Origin of the sequence: Propioniferax innocua, from assembly GCF_006716235.1 — a bacterium.
Classification (GTDB): Bacteria; Actinomycetota; Actinomycetes; order Propionibacteriales; family Propionibacteriaceae; genus Propioniferax; species Propioniferax innocua.
In genome coordinates this window covers 361,099-378,262 of sequence record NZ_VFOR01000001.1, presented here as the reverse complement: position 1 = coordinate 378,262, position 17,164 = coordinate 361,099, and the positions used below count along the sequence as shown (strand labels likewise).

The 17,164-nt window shown below is 65.7% G+C and carries 17 protein-coding genes; 16 read left to right on the top strand and 1 reads right to left on the bottom strand.

From position 1 onward, the window contains the following. Positions 1 to 231 precede the first annotated feature (231 nt). The 15 genes from FB460_RS01710 to FB460_RS01640 all read left to right on the top strand — a co-directional run bounded on the left by FB460_RS01710 (position 232) and on the right by FB460_RS01640 (position 12,729). The gene (locus FB460_RS01710) at positions 232 to 1,986 is read left to right on the top strand and encodes a C39 family peptidase (protein WP_142092394.1); all 1,755 of its coding nucleotides are present in this window, start codon (positions 232 to 234) and stop codon (positions 1,984 to 1,986) included. 26 nt (positions 1,987 to 2,012) lie between these two features. Then, entirely contained in the window at positions 2,013 to 2,462 is a 450-nt protein-coding gene (locus FB460_RS01705) for a GtrA family protein (RefSeq protein WP_170209905.1), read from the top strand. 70 nt (positions 2,463 to 2,532) lie between these two features. Then, positions 2,533 to 4,548, top strand: coding sequence for a threonine--tRNA ligase (gene thrS, locus FB460_RS01700; RefSeq protein ID WP_342775195.1), 2,016 nt, complete (start codon positions 2,533 to 2,535; stop codon positions 4,546 to 4,548). Further along, positions 4,548 to 5,090, top strand: coding sequence for an HIT family protein (locus FB460_RS01695; protein ID WP_246044197.1), 543 nt, complete (start codon positions 4,548 to 4,550; stop codon positions 5,088 to 5,090). Before thrS ends, FB460_RS01695 begins: the two co-directional genes overlap by 1 nt. Continuing rightward, positions 5,059 to 5,688, top strand: coding sequence for a phosphatidylinositol phosphate synthase (gene pgsA, locus FB460_RS01690; RefSeq protein WP_142092392.1), 630 nt, complete (start codon positions 5,059 to 5,061; stop codon positions 5,686 to 5,688). Before FB460_RS01695 ends, pgsA begins: the two co-directional genes overlap by 32 nt. Then, positions 5,685 to 6,557: a phosphatidylinositol mannoside acyltransferase gene (locus FB460_RS01685; protein ID WP_170209904.1), complete on the top strand. Its 873-nt coding sequence runs from the start codon at positions 5,685 to 5,687 to the stop codon at positions 6,555 to 6,557. The genes pgsA and FB460_RS01685 overlap by 4 nt, the downstream gene beginning before the upstream one ends. Further along, positions 6,557 to 7,618, top strand: a complete 1,062-nt coding sequence (locus tag FB460_RS01680) for a glycosyltransferase family 4 protein (RefSeq protein WP_142092390.1) — start codon at positions 6,557 to 6,559, stop codon at positions 7,616 to 7,618. Before FB460_RS01685 ends, FB460_RS01680 begins: the two co-directional genes overlap by 1 nt. A 59-nt stretch (positions 7,619 to 7,677) precedes the next feature. Then, complete coding sequence (locus FB460_RS01675) at positions 7,678 to 8,451, top strand: DUF881 domain-containing protein (RefSeq protein WP_142092389.1); 774 nt, start codon at positions 7,678 to 7,680, stop codon at positions 8,449 to 8,451. Beyond that, entirely contained in the window at positions 8,448 to 8,780 is a 333-nt protein-coding gene (locus FB460_RS01670; protein WP_142092388.1) for a small basic family protein, read from the top strand. The genes FB460_RS01675 and FB460_RS01670 overlap by 4 nt, the downstream gene beginning before the upstream one ends. After that, the gene (locus FB460_RS01665) at positions 8,773 to 9,615 is read left to right on the top strand and encodes a DUF881 domain-containing protein (RefSeq protein ID WP_142092387.1); all 843 of its coding nucleotides are present in this window, start codon (positions 8,773 to 8,775) and stop codon (positions 9,613 to 9,615) included. Before FB460_RS01670 ends, FB460_RS01665 begins: the two co-directional genes overlap by 8 nt. Before the next feature lie 146 nt (positions 9,616 to 9,761). Next, a complete protein-coding gene (gcvH, locus tag FB460_RS01660; RefSeq protein WP_142092386.1) occupies positions 9,762 to 10,145 on the top strand; it encodes a glycine cleavage system protein GcvH in 384 nt (127 codons plus the stop codon). A 17-nt stretch (positions 10,146 to 10,162) separates the two neighbouring features. Then, positions 10,163 to 10,687 carry an FHA domain-containing protein gene (locus FB460_RS01655; RefSeq protein WP_142092385.1) on the top strand — a complete coding sequence of 175 codons (525 nt, stop codon included), beginning with the start codon at positions 10,163 to 10,165 and terminating at the stop codon, positions 10,685 to 10,687. After that, positions 10,687 to 11,385: a transcriptional regulator FtsR gene (gene ftsR, locus FB460_RS01650; protein WP_142092384.1), complete on the top strand. Its 699-nt coding sequence runs from the start codon at positions 10,687 to 10,689 to the stop codon at positions 11,383 to 11,385. Before FB460_RS01655 ends, ftsR begins: the two co-directional genes overlap by 1 nt. Before the next feature lie 31 nt (positions 11,386 to 11,416). Next, positions 11,417 to 11,917, top strand: coding sequence for a bifunctional nuclease family protein (locus FB460_RS01645; RefSeq protein WP_142092383.1), 501 nt, complete (start codon positions 11,417 to 11,419; stop codon positions 11,915 to 11,917). Positions 11,918 to 12,153: 236 nt separating this feature from the next. Then, positions 12,154 to 12,729, top strand: a complete 576-nt coding sequence (locus FB460_RS01640) for a MerR family transcriptional regulator (RefSeq protein ID WP_142092382.1) — start codon at positions 12,154 to 12,156, stop codon at positions 12,727 to 12,729. Positions 12,730 to 12,900: 171 nt separating this feature from the next. Here FB460_RS01640 and FB460_RS01635 read toward each other — a convergent pair whose 3' ends face one another. Further along, positions 12,901 to 14,163, bottom strand: a complete 1,263-nt coding sequence (locus FB460_RS01635) for an APC family permease (protein ID WP_142093296.1) — start codon at positions 14,161 to 14,163, stop codon at positions 12,901 to 12,903. Positions 14,164 to 14,238: 75 nt separating this feature from the next. Here FB460_RS01635 and gcvP point away from each other — a divergent pair, with 75 nt between their 5' ends. Next, on the top strand, positions 14,239 to 17,094 hold the full coding sequence (gcvP, locus tag FB460_RS01630) for an aminomethyl-transferring glycine dehydrogenase (protein WP_142092381.1): 2,856 nt from the start codon (positions 14,239 to 14,241) through the stop codon (positions 17,092 to 17,094). The last annotated feature ends 70 nt before the right edge of the window (positions 17,095 to 17,164 follow it).

The following is a 17,164-nucleotide window of genomic DNA, read 5'->3' as shown; positions in this document are numbered from 1 at the left end:
TGCGACAGCAGATTGGCGGCAGTTTTCTCACGACAGTCGTCACGGCAGCGATCCGAGTCGGTCTCCGGTGTGTTGACCATCTCCAGCGCATTGACCATTCCCAAGGCATTGACCAATTGTTCGCAGCGTCATGTTCCGCCGGAATCCTCCGCATGTGAAACGACTCAGCTTGGGGCTTTGCGTGTTGTGGTTGACGCAGCAGCCCACCTGAGATCATCACGGAGAGCCGATATGAGCGTTTCCCACACCACACGACGAATCGCAGCCACAGCAGCAGGCGCCGCCCTGCTCGCCGGTGGCGTCCTGATCCAGCCATGGACCGCCGATGCTGCGGCCGATGTTCCCACTCAGCTGAACGGTTACGCCCTGTCCGAGGCCGAGCGCAGCAACATGCGATTGCTGGTCGATCGTGCCGACGAGCTCCCCGGTGACCACGAGCAGCGCGCCCACACGCTCGCCGTCGCCACCTGGTGGGCCATCAAGGAGGGGCCGCTCAGCATCCCTGCCTCCGATATCTACAACAACTGCCACGAAAATGGTGCCGACCATCGCGGCGGTGACGGAGATCCGTTGTTCGAATGCAATGATCCGGCCGGAACCGACATCTGGCAGGTGGGCATCCATGGTGTGCAGGTTGCCGCTGTCTCGGCCGACCAGGTCTCCACAGTGCTGCCCGGCAGCAGCGTCGACGATGCCCTTGTTGCGAGCCTGAGTGACCACGGCGTCGATCCCGAGGGCGAAACCGGTCAGGCCGTCCGCAACGGGAGCCAGCGTCTGCAGCAGGGATGGCTGGCCCGTCACGCCGTGCTCGGAACGGTCGCCGTTGCGCAGGCCGCCGAGGCCGAGTGCCTCAGCGGAGCTGAGGCGAGCTGGTGCTTCTCCACCGGCACTGCCACCTGGCCGTCGCAGTATCGGTATGCGCCGGATCTGGCGACATCGCTGGCGGTGGTGTCCGAACTGGAGCAGGCCTATGCAGACATGCTCGATGGAGTGGTCGCCGACGCTCCGGCGGAGACGCCGGTCGAGGATGCGCCCACCACCTCCGTCCCGACGGCAGACACCGCGACCGCGCAGGCCACGGTCCTGAACACCGGTGGCATCGGCCTCAACGTGCGGGCGAGCAGCTCGTTCAGCAGTGAGGTCGTGGGATTCCTGCAGACCGGGGAACAGGTCACCATCACCTGCCAGACGGTCGGGGACGCCGTCCACAACGGGATCGCAGGATGGACCACCGATCTTTGGAACCGTACCGACGCCGGCGCCTACGTCGCCGACTCGTGGCTCGACACCGGCCACAGCTACCGCATTCCCGGGATACCGGACTGCGCCGACCTCGATTCGGGCGTGGAGCCCACTGCTGAGCCGACCACTGAACCGACGCCCGAGCCAACCGCTGAACCGACGACCAATCCGACCACGCAGCCCGGTGGCTCGCTCATGGTCCCGCCCGGGGAGCTCGTGGCCGTGCGTCAGGGGCAGGGGCATTACAGCCAGTGGACCGACTGCGGCCCGACGAGCGCCGTGGTGGTCACACTGGCGATGGGCATCACCCCCGAGGGATGGGATCCGAACGCCCCCGTTCACGCGATCCAGGCGATGCGAGAGCCCGCGCACATGAACGTGAGCGCCGACGCCCATGTGAATGGGACCTCGAGCGCGGAGGTGGCCGCCGGGCTCGCCAGCTACGGCATCTCCACCCGTGAGGTGCACACCACCGACGAGATCCTGTCGGCGGCCCAGCAGGGCAAGCCGTCGGTGATCAACGGCATGACCGCCGTGTTCCCGTGGCAGCAGGACCTCTCCGACCCGAGCTACCAGGTGGCGCACTGGGTCGCGCTGCTCGGCTACGACGCCGGCACCGGTGAGTACCTCGTGGTCGATCCGGTCTCCAGCGTCGACGCCAACCAGGTGCACCGCGCCACCGAGGACCAGGTTCGCGCCTACATCGAGGCTCGCGGCTGGAGCTTGGGCGTCATCGCCGAGTGACGACGCCGAAATGATTGACTGCGGGGGTGGCCAACCACCCCCGCAGTCATCGTTCCGGCTCGCTGCTGCTGACGTTTTTGACGTTCTTTCTGGTCGGCACCAGCGGCACCGGTGTCCATGTGGGGCTCTATCTGCTCCTTGCGGTGTGGTGGTCGCCGCAGGGAGCCACCGTGGCGTCTTGGCTGATCTCCACGGTCGCGACCAACGTGGTGCACCGTCGGGTCACGTTCGAAGTGGCTTCCCCGCGTCGTCGTGTGCTGGACGCCGTGGTTCAGTTCGGCACGAGTCTGCTGGGGCTGGGGGCATCGATGCTCATGATCCAAGCCGCGGACGAATGGGGTGGGATGTGGCACGTTCCGATGCTCGTGGCGGGCACTGGCGTCGGGGGTGTCCTGCGGTTCGTGGGTATGAAGCTCTGGATGGACCGTGCCCACCCCCGCGTCCAGGATGCCGACTGCGGTCGGCATCGGGCATGATGGAGGACGCCGTCCAGAGTGGACGCCCCACGCCGGAAGTGGCGTGGTACGACCGAAGAAGGGGACCGTCGTGTCCAACACCATTGTTCTGATCGACTCCGACGCACGCATCGAGCGGACGGTCGAGACGGACACGACAGGGCTCGACCTCTTCGCCGACCAGCCGACCACTGCAGCGATGCGGGTCAATGGAGTGCTGACCGACCTCGACCAGGCCATTCCCCCGGGCGCTGAGGTTGAGCGCGTCGACATCTCCTCACCCGACGGACTCGACATCCTGCGTCACTCGTGCACCCATGTGCTCGCGCAGGCGGTCACTCAGGTGTTCCCCGAGGTGAACCTCGGTATCGGCCCGTACATCACCGACGGGTACTACTACGATTTCGGCAACATCGACGCGGTCACTCCTGAGTTGCTGAAGGACCTCGAGAAGCGCATGAAGCGCATCGTGAAGGACGGGCAGCGTTTCGTGCGCCGTCCCATCGAGCATGCCGACGCCACCGAGGAGCTTGCCGAACAGCCATACAAGCTCGAACTCATCGACACCAAGGGGTCGGGCGCCGAAGGGGCTTCGGTCGAGGTCGGCGAGGGCGGCCTCACGATGTACGACAACGTTTCGCGCAAGGGCGATGTGGTGTGGACCGATCTGTGCCGTGGCCCGCACCTTCCGTCCACCAAGATGATCGGGAACGGTTTCGCGCTGACCAAGTCGTCGTCCGCTTACTGGAAGGGCGATCAGGCCAACGACCAGCTCCAGCGCATCTATGGCACCGCATGGCCCACCAAGGACGAGCTGGTGGCCTACCAGCACCGTCTGGCCGAGGCCGAGCGACGGGATCACCGCAAGATCGGCGCAGAGATGGATCTCTACTCCTTCCCGGAGGAGATCGGGGCAGGACTCCCGGTGTTCCATCCCAAGGGTGGCGTCATCAAACGCGTCATGGAGGACTATGTCCGCGACGCACACATCAAGGCCGGTTTCGATTACGTGGGCACGCCGCACCTGGCTCGTGAAGAGCTTTTTCACACCTCGGGCCATCTTCCGTACTACGCCGACGGCATGATGCCGGAGATGGACGATGATGGGCAGCCGCTGCGCGTCAAGGCCATGAACTGCCCGATGCACAACCTGATCTTCCGGTCACGTGGGCGTTCCTATCGTGAACTCCCGGTGCGGTTCTTCGAGTTCGGCACCGTCTACCGGAATGAGAAGTCAGGTGTGCTGCAGGGGCTGACGCGTGTCCGTTCGATCACCCAGGACGATTCACACTCCTATGTGACCAAGGAGCAGGCGCCCGACGAGATCAAGCATCTGCTGGCCTTCATCCGTGGATTGCTGGATGACTTCGGGATGAACGAGTACTACTTGGAACTTTCCACGCGTGGTGACGACGCGAAGAAGGCCGACAAGTTCATCGGTACCGACGAGCAGTGGGCCGAGGCCGAGGCGGTCCTGCAGAATGTCGCCGACGAATCTGGGCTCGAACTGGTCGCCGACCCCGGTGGCGCGGCGTACTACGGGCCCAAGATCTCGGTGCAGGCCAAGGATGCGATTGGCCGTACTTGGCAGATGTCGACCATCCAGTACGACTTCAACCAGCCGAATCGATTCGGGCTGCATTACACCGCCCCCGACGGTTCACATGCCGAACCGGTGATGATCCACTCGGCCAAGTTCGGGTCGATCGAGCGATTCCTGGGTGTGCTTGTGGAGCACTACGCAGGTGCGTTCCCGGCCTGGTTGGCGCCGGTCCAGGTGGTCGCGGTTCCGGTCGCGGCGGAGTTCGAATCGCACCTGCAAGGCGTCATCGATCAGTTGCGGGAGGCCGGCGTCCGCGTCGAGGAGGACTTCTCCGATGACCGCTTCGGGAAGAAGATCCGCAACGCGTCCAAATCACGTGCGCCGTTCATCCTCATCGCCGGTGGTGAGGATCGCGACGCCGGAGCGGTTTCGTTCCGCTACCGCGATGGCTCGCAGCAGAATCAAGTGCCCGTGGCTGACGCCGTGCAGCAGATCTTGGAGCATGTCGTCCGCCGTGACAATCACGACCCGGTCGCCCCGGCGTCGGATGAGACGCAGGGGTAGTGGGGCCGGTGGATGCGGAGGACGCCACTGACCTGCCCGGCGAGCCGGATGGGTTCGGCCGCCTGTGGACCCCTCATCGGATGGTCTACGTGGGTGGGGAGAACAAACCCAAGGATTCCAGTGTGGGTGAGTGCCCGTTCTGTCGGTCGCCACAGCGATCTGACGCCGAGGGGCTGATCGTGCACCGCGGGGAACTGGCGTTCGTCGTGATGAATCTCTACCCGTACTCGCCGGGGCACATCATGGTCTGTCCCTACCGGCATGTGGCCGACTATCCGGAGCTGACTGCCGAGGAGACGAAGGAGGTCGCCGAGCTGACGCAGCACGCGATGCGGACCCTGCGCCGGGCCTCCAATCCCCACGGTTTCAACCTCGGAATGAATCAGGGGGCGATCGCTGGTGCTGGGATCGCCGCGCACCTGCATCAACACATTGTTCCCCGGTGGGGCGGCGACATGAATTTCCTGCCGATCATCGGGCAGACGCGCGCGGTTCCCGAGCTGATCGAAGATGCGCGACGCCGCCTGGTCGAGGCGTGGTGAGCCGGTGCTGCACCGACTCCGCCATCCGGTGGGCCGTCTTGTGGGGCCGTTGGCCGATGGGCTGAACCGGATCGGTGTCAGCCCGGATGTGGTGACGATCGTGGGAACCGGTGGGGTGGTGGTGACCTCGTTGCTCTGCCTTCCGCGCGGGTGGCTGGTGTCGGGTGCCTTGATTGCGGGGTTCTTCGCGAGCCTCGATGTGATCGATGGTGCCATGGCACGTCGGGGTGGGCGTGTCAGTCGGTGGGGGGCCGTGCTCGACGCGAGCTGTGATCGCCTTGCTGACGGTGCCATCCTCGGTGGGCTGGTGTTGTATCTGGCGGTGACGGCAGACGAGCCGGTCTGGAGTGGCGTCATGGTGTGGGCGTTGATCTGTGCGGTGACGATCCCCTATGTGAATGCACGCGCCGAGGCGTCGGGCCTACCCACGGTTCCCGGGCTGGCCACGCGAGCGGACCGGCTCTTCATGGCGGGTGTGGGAACGCTGCTGGCCGGGGTCGGAGTGGCGTGGGCCCTCCCGGCCGCGGCGGTGGTGCTCGCAGTGATGGGCACCATCACGGTGGCCCAGCGTCTGCATGCGGCAAGGGGGGACGTGTGAGTTCGCAGGAGGAGTTCCGTGATGCGGTGAATCGTGCGCTGTTCCGGCTGGGGGGATCGGTGCTGCCGCGGTTGAGTCCGGGGAGCGTCCGTGGCTGGTCCGGGCTCTTGGGCACGGTGGCGTCGGCGATCGGGACCGAGCACATCGATCAGGGCCATCGCAATGTGGCCAAGGTGATCGGGCGCATGCCCAGCGAGCTTGAACGGGCCGCGTCGGTGCGGTCGTGGGCACGGATGTTCATGGAGACACTGGCGGTGCCCGGTTGGGATGCTCGGACGCTGCGCGCACTGGTGGATGCCGAACCGGAGGGGTTGGCCCGGCTCAGGGCGGCGCAGGCGGGCATCGGGGCGGTCGTGGCGCTGCCGCACATGGCCAACTGGGATCTCGCCGGTGCATGGGCCTGTGCGAGCGGTCTTCCTGTCACGACCGTGGCCGAGCATCTCGGTGAGCGGGAGTTCGCTGCCTACGTGAAGCTGCGTGGGCGCCTCGGTATGGAGGTGTTCGCGCATGACGATCCCGGTGCGGTGGCGGGCATGATCGCCGCGGTGCGTTCCGGGCGTGTGGTGTGCCTGATGGCAGACCGGGACATGACCGGCGCGGGACTCCGCGTCGATTTCGGTGGTCACCCGGCGCGACTGCCCGCCGGCCCAGCCCTCGTGGCTCGACGCTCCGGTGCTGCCCTGATCCCCATGGTCCCGCATTACACGTCCACGGGCATGGCGTTGATGTTCGGCCAGTCCCTGCACCCGGGGCCGGGCCGGGCGGGCCTGCAGGAGGCGACGCAGCAGGTTGCGGATTTCTTCGTCTCCCAGATCCGCAGGCACCCGAGTGACTGGCAGGTCATGCAGCCCTTCTTCGAGAACGACTGATGCGCGTCGCTCTCGTCTGTCCCTATGACCTCGCTCGGCCGGGGGGAGTGCAGAACCATGTGCTCGGTCTGGCCGCAGCCCTGCGAGCCGCTGGGCATGACGCTCGGGTGCTTGCTCCCGGTGTTGGGCAGCAGATCTCCGGTGGCGTCAGTGTTCGTTGGAATGGTTCGGTGGCTCCGGTCGTGTGGGGGCCGCGGACGGCGAACGCGGTGCGACGCTGGTTGCGATGCGTGGATCCTGATCTTGTGCATGTCCATGAGCCCACTGCGCCATCGGTCGGGTGGCACGCTCTGCGTGCGGCCGATGGCCGCTGGCCGACGGTGGCGACCTTCCACCAGGCTGGGACGCCCGCGTGGGCGCTGACCGTGGCTCGGAAGGGGTTGCGTGGTTCGCTGGGCCGGTTGGGGGCTGCGATCTGTGTGTCCCGTGCAGCGTTGGAGGCGGCTGCGCCGTTGTGTCTGCCCGATCCGACGATCATCGGCAACGGTTTCGATTTCGAGGGATGGGCCGACGCGGCGTCCGAGCCGAAACGGCGGGTCGTGGCGTTCGTGGGGCGTCGGGGGGACCCGCGCAAGGGGTTCGGCCTCTTCGAGGAGATGGCGTGTTCGATGTACCGCGATCACCCGGATATCGACTGGTGGGCGCTGGGGCCGGGTGGGGATGTTCGTCCACCGATCATCGAACCCGACGGGCCGGGGCCGCTGAGCGTGGCACGGCTGCGGGAGCGCGTGGGGGAGGCCGCAGTGGTGGTGGCTCCCAACACACGGGGGGAGAGCTTCGGGCTGGTTCTGGTCGAGGCGCTCGCTGCCGGTGCGCAGGTGGTTGCCGCCGACCTGCCGGCCTTCGTCGATGTGCTTGACGCCGACGATGGCCTGGTGGGGCGTCTGCACCGGGCCGGGGACGTCGCCTCGTTGAGTGCGGCGGTGCGGGCGACATTGGCCACACCTGACACTGTTGACGCCAGGACACGGCGTCGGATGCATGCGCGCACGTACTCTTGGGACGCAGTGCTGCCGCAGATCATGGAGCGTTACGAGCGAGCGATGGGAGGGACGCGTTGAAGCGGTTGAACCTTCGGGAGGCATGGAGGTTACCGGCCCCCGAGCGCAAGGATGCGTCGATGGACCTCCTGCGGGAGATCACCCGAGCGCCCATCGATCCGGACTATGCGGTGGTGAGTGCACGTAAAGGGCCCCGACGTCGGAATCGTCTCGCGTTGGCCTCGGTCATGGTTGTCACCGGCATGCTCGTGGCGATGTCCGCGGTGCAGAGTTTTCGTGCTGCGCCGGTGGTGGCCGAGCAGCGTGAGGCTTTGATCGACTCGGTCCGTGAGGGCAATGAGCGTGTGACGCAGCAGCGTGCTCGGGTTGAGGAGCTGCAGAACGCCAATGACGTCCATCGGGAAGCCTTGCTGGATGGTGACGAGGAGGCGTCGTTCCGGCAGGAGCACATCGCCGAGCTCGCCCCCGTGGCCGGTTCGGTGGATGTCTCCGGGCCCGGGCTGGAGATCGTCGTCGACGATGCGCCCGAGGGCAGCGGTGACGAGCTCGATCAGGTGCTGGATGGTGACATCCAGGTGCTCGTCAATGGACTGTGGCGGGCCGGTGCCGAAGCGGTGGCGATCAATGGACATCGGATCACGTCGCTTTCGGCGATCCGGTCGGCCGGTGATGCCGTCACCGTGAACTATCGGTCCCTGACCCGCCCGTACACGATCACCGCGATCGGCTCGCCCGACGAGTTCGCCGAGGCGTTCGCGTCCACTCCTGAAGGCCGTCTGTGGGAGTCGTTGCGGGACGACTATGCTTTTCGTTTCGACGTCCAGGCCCGCGATGATCTGGTGGTGCCGGGCGATCCATCGTTGACGGTGCGACATGCAAGGAGGACGCCGTGATTCCCATCCTTGGGCTCGTCATCGGCATTCTCATCGGCGTCTTCATGGAACCGAGTCTGCCGACCGGACTCCAGCCGTACCTGCCGATCGCGATCGTGGCCGCGATGGACGCGGTCTTCGGTGGTGTGCGCGCATGGCTGCAGGGCCAGTTCACCGACCGGGTGTTCGTGGTGTCCTTCATCTCGAACGTTCTGATCGCAGCCCTCATCGTCTGGGTCGGCGACAAGATCGGAGTCGGCTCCCAGCTCTCCACGGCCGTGGTCGTCGTGCTTGGAATTCGTATCTTCACCAACGCAGCAGCCATCCGGCGAGGTCTGTTCCATGCCTGATGAGAACACTCTTGACGAGGGACATGTGGATGACCAGACGGGTCGTGTTCCGAAGGTGCAGCCCGATGCTGAGGAGATCTCCGGTGGCGTGACACGGGTGTCGGACGACCCGGAGAGGCCCGGTCTTCAGCGGCTCTGGTATGCGATGTGGCATCCGGGTCGTGGGCAGTTCATGATCGCTGCGATGTTGTGCGTACTGGCGACGATGGTGGTCATGCAGGTGCGCACCACCAATGAGGATCAGACGTACGCCAACACCCGCCGTGAGGATCTGGTGCAGTTGCTCGATGGCCTGAACCATGAGAGCAGGCGCCTGGAGAACGAGATCGCCGAGTTGGAGCGGACGAAGGCCGAGCTCGAATACGGCGGTGATGCTCGGGAGGTTGCTCGTGCCGAGGCGGAGCGTCGTGAGGACGCCTTGGCGATCCTGAGCGGTGAGTCTCCCGCCTATGGCCCGGGTGTGCGGATCACGATCAAGGACACGAACGGCGCGGTGGAGGCCCAGATGGTGCTCAGCGCGGTGCAGGAGTTGCGTGACGCCGGTGCAGAGGCCATCGAGATCAATGATTCGATCCGGGTGGTGGAGTCCACATGGTTCGGTGGTGGTTCGGGGTCGCTGGTGGTCGACGATGTTCCGCTGGGCCACACGATCGTGATCGATGCCATCGGATCACCCGAGGCCCTGTCCGAAGCCGTACGTTTCCGGGGTGGTGTGGAGAGTCAGGTGACGTCGACCGAAGTCGGTGCCACACTGATGATGTCGGAGGTCGATGACCTCACCGTGGCCTCGGTGTATCAACGGCAGCCACCGGAGCATGCACGGCCGGTTGGCTGAACCGATAGGGTGCTGGGCAGGTGCTGTCCCGGTATCCGGCATGATTCGGGTGCGTGATGGAACATCACGGGCCACGCACCACGGAACCACATACCGGCAAACACATATGGGCAAGCAGAAAGCCACACACGAGGAGGAGGGTGGAGATGGAGTTTCCCGAGGATCTTCGGTACAGCTCGGACCACGAATGGGTTCGGACCGCCAATGAGCAGAGCGCCCGAGTGGGCGTCACGGAGTATGCCACCGAGCAGCTTGGCGACATCGTGTTCGTCACTCTCCCCGAGGAGGGCGCCGAGGTGACCGCGGGTGAGCCCTGCGGTGAGCTCGAGTCCACCAAGACGGTCGAGGATCTCGTCAGCCCGGTCACCGGCGTGGTGACGGGCGTGAACCAACTCGTCATCGATTCGCCTGAGATGGTCAACAGCGACCAGTACGGTGACGGGTGGTTGTTCGATGTGCAGTTGGCTGATGACGCCGACCTCGATGATCTGATGGAAGCCGACGCTTACGCCGAGCAGGTAGAGGCCTGAGGGTCGGGAAGTCATTCATGCCCTACTGCAACAACTGCGGTCACCAGAATCCTGCGGGTAGCAACTTCTGCTCGCAGTGTGGTCACCGCATGGAAGTGACGGAGCGTCGAGACGACTCCGTGGCGACCACCACGGGGGAGACCACCAAGGCCATCCCGATCATGGGTGATGAATCGGGGCCGCAACGCAAGCTCTCCGACGAGGAGCAGCGAGCGATCGATGCCCTGCCGCCGGGTCGTGGTCTGCTGATCGTCCATCGTGGGCCGGCTGCTGGAAATCGGTTCCTGTTGGACGGGCGGGAGAATTCGGCCGGGCGCCATCCGGGCTCCGACATCTTCCTGGATGACATCACGGTGTCGCGTCATCATTCGACTTTTCATCCCGATGGGGAGGGCCGGTTCGTGGTGAGCGACAACGGGAGCCTGAATGGCACGTACGTGAACCGAGCATTGATCGATGGCGAGGTTGCGTTGAGGACCGGCGATGAGGTGCAGATCGGCAAGTTCCGCATGATGTTCTTCGCGGGTGCCGACAGGGATTGATGGCCGAATCGACGCGAAGCATCGGGCAGGTCCTCAACGTTCTGAAGAGTGACTTCTCCGACATCTCCATCTCGAAGATCCGGTTCCTCGAGGCCGAGGGCCTGATCTCGCCGGTGCGTGCTCCCTCGGGTTATCGGCGGTACTCCGAGGCTGACATCGAACGTCTGCGGTACATCCTGCGGGTGCAGCGTGATAATTACCTTCCGTTGAAGGTGATCCGTGAGCACTTGGACATGATGGATCGTGGTGTGACGCCGCCCACGCCGGAGGCGCCCACACCGGTACCGGAGCCGCCGGTCGAGGCGACCGCGCAGGCGTCGTCGAATGAGAAGGGGGCGACGCGCAAACCGCCGATCCGGATGACCCGTACCGAGCTGCTCGAGGCGAGTGGTTTGACCGAACCACAGCTTCACGAGCTGGAGCGGGCGATGGTGGTGCAGCCACGCCGGGGGACGAAGCACTATGGTCGCGAGGCTGTCACGATCGCGATCGCGGCCAGGCGTCTGGCGCCCTACGGGGTGGATGCCCGGCATCTGCGGCAGGTGAAGTCGCTCGCCAACCGCGAGTACGGGATCATCGAGCAGGCGATCGCGCCGTATCAGCGACGACGTGGGCCCAGCAGGGATGTCAGTGCCGAGGTGACGCAGCTTCTGGTGCATGTGCACGCGGCCATGGTGCTGATGGCCAACGAACGCTGAGAGCCTTGCCGAGGATCGGTAGGCTGGACGCATGCTGGAGTTGGATGTGGTCGGTGTGCGGATCGAGAGGCCGGAGAACGCCCCGGTGTTGATCCTGCGTGAGGTCGCCGGGCACCGAGTGCTCCCGATCTGGATCGGCGCGGCGGAGGCCAGTGCGATCTCGCAGGTCCAGGAGGGTCTGGTGCCACCCAAGCCATTGACGCACGATCTGTTCGTGGAGGTGTTGGGTGAGCTGGGGCATCGGATCTCACAGGTGACGATCACGTCGGTGGACGAGGGCACCTTCATCGCCGAGATCTCGGTGGACGATCACACGATTCCGGCTCGCCCCTCGGATGCGGTGGCATTGGCCTTGCGTGCTGGTGCGGACATCCGTTGCGCCGAGTCGGTGATGGACGCCGCGGGCGTCGAGGTGCCGCAGCAGGCCGATGACGAGGTCGAGAGGTTCCGCGAGTTCTTGGACCATGTGTCGCCCGATGACTTCACCGGTGAGGAGCCCGGTTCGCCGGACAGCCCCGGTGGTGCGGGTTGAGTGACGGGATCTGGGCGTGTGGTGTCTCAAGCGATGGTTGATGGTTCGTGTCCAACCCTCAAGTGATCCACGAGGTACGTTGAAGCCCATTGGATCAACGTTTGGCGCTGGTTGTTCCCGTTTCGTGACCAACACGGTTCTGAGGGTCGTTGACCGCCCGATGGGGGGACGCTTAGCGTGATGCGTGTTCGGAACGACACCGCTGAAATTCTTCCCCAGCATGAAGTGAGGCATCCGTGAGTTCAAGGCCCGAGAACGCGACATCGGAACAAGATGTTGCGCCTGCACAGGATCTGCTTTTCGATGGCGATTTCGCTCCCGTGCCCAATGATGTGGGGTACCGGGGTCCGGTTGCCTGCAGCGCTGCCGCGATCACCTACCGTCAGCTCGACTACTGGGCTCGTACCGGGCTCGTCACGCCCAGTGTTCGTGGGGCCAAGGGATCGGGCAGTCAGCGTCTGTACTCGTTCCGCGACATCCTGCTGCTGAAGGTCATCAAGCGACTGATCGACGCGGGTATCTCGTTGCAGCAGATCCGCAAGGCGATCGATCATCTGCGTGCCCGTGGCGTTGAAGATCTGACGTCGGTGACGCTGATGAGTGATGGCACGAGCGTGTTCGAGTGCAATTCGAACGATGAGGTCATCGACCTGCTCAGCGGTGGTCAGGGCATGTTCGGTATTGCTCTTGGCAGTGTGTGCCGTGATCTCGAAGGCAGCTTGGTGGATCTTCCAGGTGAGCACACCGAGGCTGCCGAGCCGGTGGAGGATGAGCTTTCGAAGAAGCGTCGCGCGAAGCGCGCGGCTGGTTGATGTGCGCGAAGCGCGCGGCTGGTTGATGTGCGCGAAGCGCGCGGCTGGTTGATGTGTGTGAAGCGCGCGGCTGGTTGATTTCTTCGGTCCATCTCTACGTTGTGCCGGGCAGTCCCGGCACAACGTCAAGGTGGCGCGTCGATGTGGACGTGTAGAGGCCGCGTGAGGCGATCAGCCTGCTGGTCGGTGGCGTGAGGCGATCATTCGGCCGAGTGCTCCCACGACGAAGACGGTGATACCGGCCGCGATGCTCCAGACGGGCAGTGTTGCCACAAGAAGGATGCAGAGGATCATGCCGAGCACCTGGATGAAGCGTGGGTGGCGTCGCTGATCGGTCTGTTTGAACGCGGCGAGGTTGGCGACGAAGTAGTAGAGCAGGACGCCGAAGCTCGAGAAGCCGATGACGCCGCGCAGGTCCACGAGCAGGACGATGATCGTGACGATCACGGCCAGGGTGATTTCGGCCCGGTGGGGCACCTGGAAGCGCGGGTGGACAGCGGCGAGGAAGCCAGGGAGATCCCCTTCTCGAGCCATGGCCAGACTGGTGCGTCCGATGCCGGCGACGAGGGCCAGGAGAGCGCCGAGGGCGGCGACGGCACCGCCGATGGCGACGAGAGGAACGAGCCACGATGCCCAGGGCCCTGCTTCGGCGGCGGCCCGCAGGGGTGTGGGGGTGGCGGCGATTCCTTCGGAGCCGAGGGCCCACAGCAGCGTCACACCGATGATCGCGTACAGGGCGAGGGCGATGAACAGGGCGATGCCGATGGCCCGTGGGATGGTGCGGGTGGGGTCGCGCACTTCCTCCCCGAGGGTGGCGATGCGTGCGTAGCCGGCGAAGGCGAAGAACATGAGCCCCGCGGACTGGAAGACCCCGTAGAGGCTCACATCGGGAAACAGCGCAGGCGGTTCGGTGCTGATGGTGAGGGTGGATTCAACGGGAACGAGGACGTTGTTGATGATCACCGCGAGCAGCACCACGGACACGATGGCCAGCAGGATTCGGGCGAGACCGGCGGTCTTGGTGATGCCGCGGTAATTCACCATCGTCAGGGCCCAGATGCCGGCCACGGCCAGGAGACGTTGCCACATACCGCCATCGGGGAGGACATAGGCGGCGAAGGTCAGCGACATCGCTGAGGCCGACGCGGTCTTGCCGATGACGAATCCCCAGCCGGCGAGGAAGCCCCACCAGTCGTTGAGCTCGGCGCGGCCGTAGGCGTAGGTGCCGCCGGAGGTCGGGTACTTGGCGGCGAGTTGGGCGGAACTGGTGGCGTTGCAGTAGGCGACGATTCCAGCAAGGGCCAGGCCGACCAGAAGGGCGGGGCCGGCAGCTGCGGCAGCGGGGGCGAAAGCTGTGAAGACCCCGGCGCCGATCATGGCTCCGAGTCCGATCACAACAGCGTCGAGGGTGCCGAGACGGCGGGCGAGTTGCATCACGTGTCCACACCCTAAGCCCATGTCGCTAGGCTGACGCCTTGAGTATGCATCCGTGGGAAGTGAGTCGCTGACATGTCCGTCCCGTTCGTCGCACGCCACATCGGACCCTCCGAGCAGGATCGAGCGAAGATGCTCGAAGCGTTGGGTTTCGATTCGCTGGAGGCCCTGGCCGATGCCGCCGTTCCGGCGGGGATCCGTGGGGATCTCCCGAACATTCCCGACGCGGTGAGTGAGAGCGAAGCCGCCGAGCGGCTCGTGCAGCTCGCCGCTGCGAACAATCCGCGTCGCGCGATGATCGGGCTGGGGTATCACGGCACGATCACCCCGGCGGTGGTGCGTAGGAACGTGTTGGAGAACCCGGCGTGGTACACCGCCTACACCCCTTATCAGCCGGAGATCTCGCAGGGGCGTCTCGAAGCGCTGTTGAACTTCCAGACCATGGTGGGTGACCTGACCGGTCTGCCGGTGGCCAACTCCTCGCTGCTCGATGAGGGAACGGCGGTGGCCGAGGCGGTGCAGCTCGCACGCCGGGCGACGCGCAAGGGCAGCTGCGTCGTGCTGGACGCCGACACCCTGCCGCAGACCGTCGATGTGGTGCGCACCCGGGCCCGCGCCATGGGTTATGAGGTGATCGTGGCCGAGGGGTCGTTGGTCGAGGCCCTGCAGATGTACGAGGCGTTCGCCGTCGTGGTGCAGACGCCGGGGGCGTCCGGGCGGATGGCCCCGGTCTCCGAGCTCAGCGCCGTGGCGGAGAAGGCGCATGAGAACGGTGCCCAGGTGATCGCCGCCGGTGATCTGCTGGCTCTGACGATCACGACCGCGCCAGCAGAGTGGGGTGCCGACATCGCGGTGGGATCGACGCAGCGGTTCGGCGTCCCACTGTTCTACGGCGGCCCGCACGCGGCCTACATCGCGGTGCGTGAGGGCCTGCAGCGTTCGCTTCCCGGGCGTCTGGTGGGGCTGTCGAAGGATGCCGATGGCACGCCCGCGCTGCGTCTGGCGCTGCAGACGCGTGAGCAGCACATCCGACGTGAGAAGGCGACCTCCAACATCTGCACCGCGCAGGTGCTGTTGGCGGTGGTGGCCAGCATGTATGCGGTGTATCACGGGCCGCAGGGTCTGACCCGGATCGCCGAGAACATCGCACGTGATGCTCGACGCCTGGCCGCGTCGCTGACCGAGGCCGGTCTCACGCTGGAGCACACGTCGTTCTTCGACACCCTCCGGGTGAAGGTTCCCGGGCAGGCCGAGCGCGTCGTGGCGAAGGCCGCCGCCGCAGATGTGCATCTGCTTCTGGTGGACGCCGACACCGTGGGTGTCAGCGTCGGCGAGGACGCGACCGAGACCGATCTGGCCGCTGTGGCGGAGGCATTCGGAGCCGCGGCGCCGACCGAGGCCGAGCACGGCGATCTGGCCGGGCAGGAGCGCACCACCGAGTTCTGCACGCACCCGGTCTTCCACTCCCACCATTCCGAGACGCGGATGTTGCGCTACCTGCGTACGCTCTCGGATCGGGACTTCGCCCTCGACCGTGGCATGATCCCGCTCGGCTCGTGCACGATGAAGCTCAACGCGACCACCGAGATGGAACCCATCTCGCTGCCGGGCTTTGCGAACCTGCACCCGTTTGCACCGTTGAGCGATGCGCAGGGATACACCGAGTTCATCGCCGACCTGGAGGATCGTCTGGCCGCCATCACCGGCTATGCGCGGGTCTCGATCCAGCCCAACGCCGGCTCCCAGGGTGAGCTCGCCGGGTTGATGGCGATCCGCACCTACCACCGCGCCAATGGTGATGACCAGCGCGTGGTCTGCCTCATCCCGGCCTCGGCCCACGGTACGAACGCGGCGTCGGCTGCGATGGCCGGGCTCAAGGTCGTGGTGGTCAAGACCGCCGAGGACGGTTCGGTCGACATGGACGACCTGCGGGCCAAGATCGACAAGCACGGCGAGGAACTCGCAGCGATCATGATCACCTATCCGTCGACGCATGGCGTCTACGAGGAGACGGTGCAGGAACTGTGCGCGATGGTGCATGACGCCGGTGGGCAGGTGTACCTGGATGGTGCCAATCTCAACGCGTTGGCGGGCGTCGCCAAGCCGGGGGAGTTCGGCGGGGACGTCTCGCATCTCAACCTGCACAAGACCTTCTGCATCCCGCACGGTGGCGGCGGCCCCGGCGTCGGCCCGGTGGCCGTGGGCGAACACCTCGCTCCGTACCTGCCGAACCATCCGCTGCAACCGGCTGCGGGCCCCAGCACGGGCGTCGGCCCCATCTCGGCCGCGCCGTTCGGATCGGCCGGCATCCTGCCGATCAGCTGGGCCTACATCGCCATGATGGGTGGGGCGGGGCTGCGTCAGGCGACGCTGACGGCGGTGCTGAGCGCCAACCACATCGCCCGACGCCTCCGCGACCACTACCCGGTGCTCTACGCCGGACGTGGGGATCTGGTGGCACACGAGTGCATTCTCGATCTGCGTCCGCTCAAGGCGGCCACCGGGATCACGGTCGACGACGTGGCCAAGCGTCTGATCGACCTGGGCTTCCACGCCCCGACGATGAGTTTCCCGGTGGCCGGGACGCTCATGGTCGAGCCGACCGAATCGGAGGATCTGGCCGAGATCGACCGGTTCTGCGACGCGATGATCGCCATCAAACGCGAGGCCGACAAGGTCGGTGCAGGGGAGTGGCCCGCCGACGACAACCCGTTGGTGAATGCCCCGCACCCCATCTCGCATGTGATCGGTGAACAGTGGCTCCACCCGTACACGCGGCAGGAGGCGGCCTACCCGTTGGGTTCGCATCAGGGCCCGATCGGCGGCGACGGGTCGGACAAGTATTGGCCACCGGTGTCGCGTATCGACGGGGCGTTCGGCGACCGGAATCTGGTCTGCTCGTGTCCTCCGCCGGAGTCCTTCGAGGAGTGAGCCGGTGGTGCCGGGTACCCACGCTGTGGGGGTACCCGGCATCGGACCGCTAGGCTGCGCGTCGGAAGGG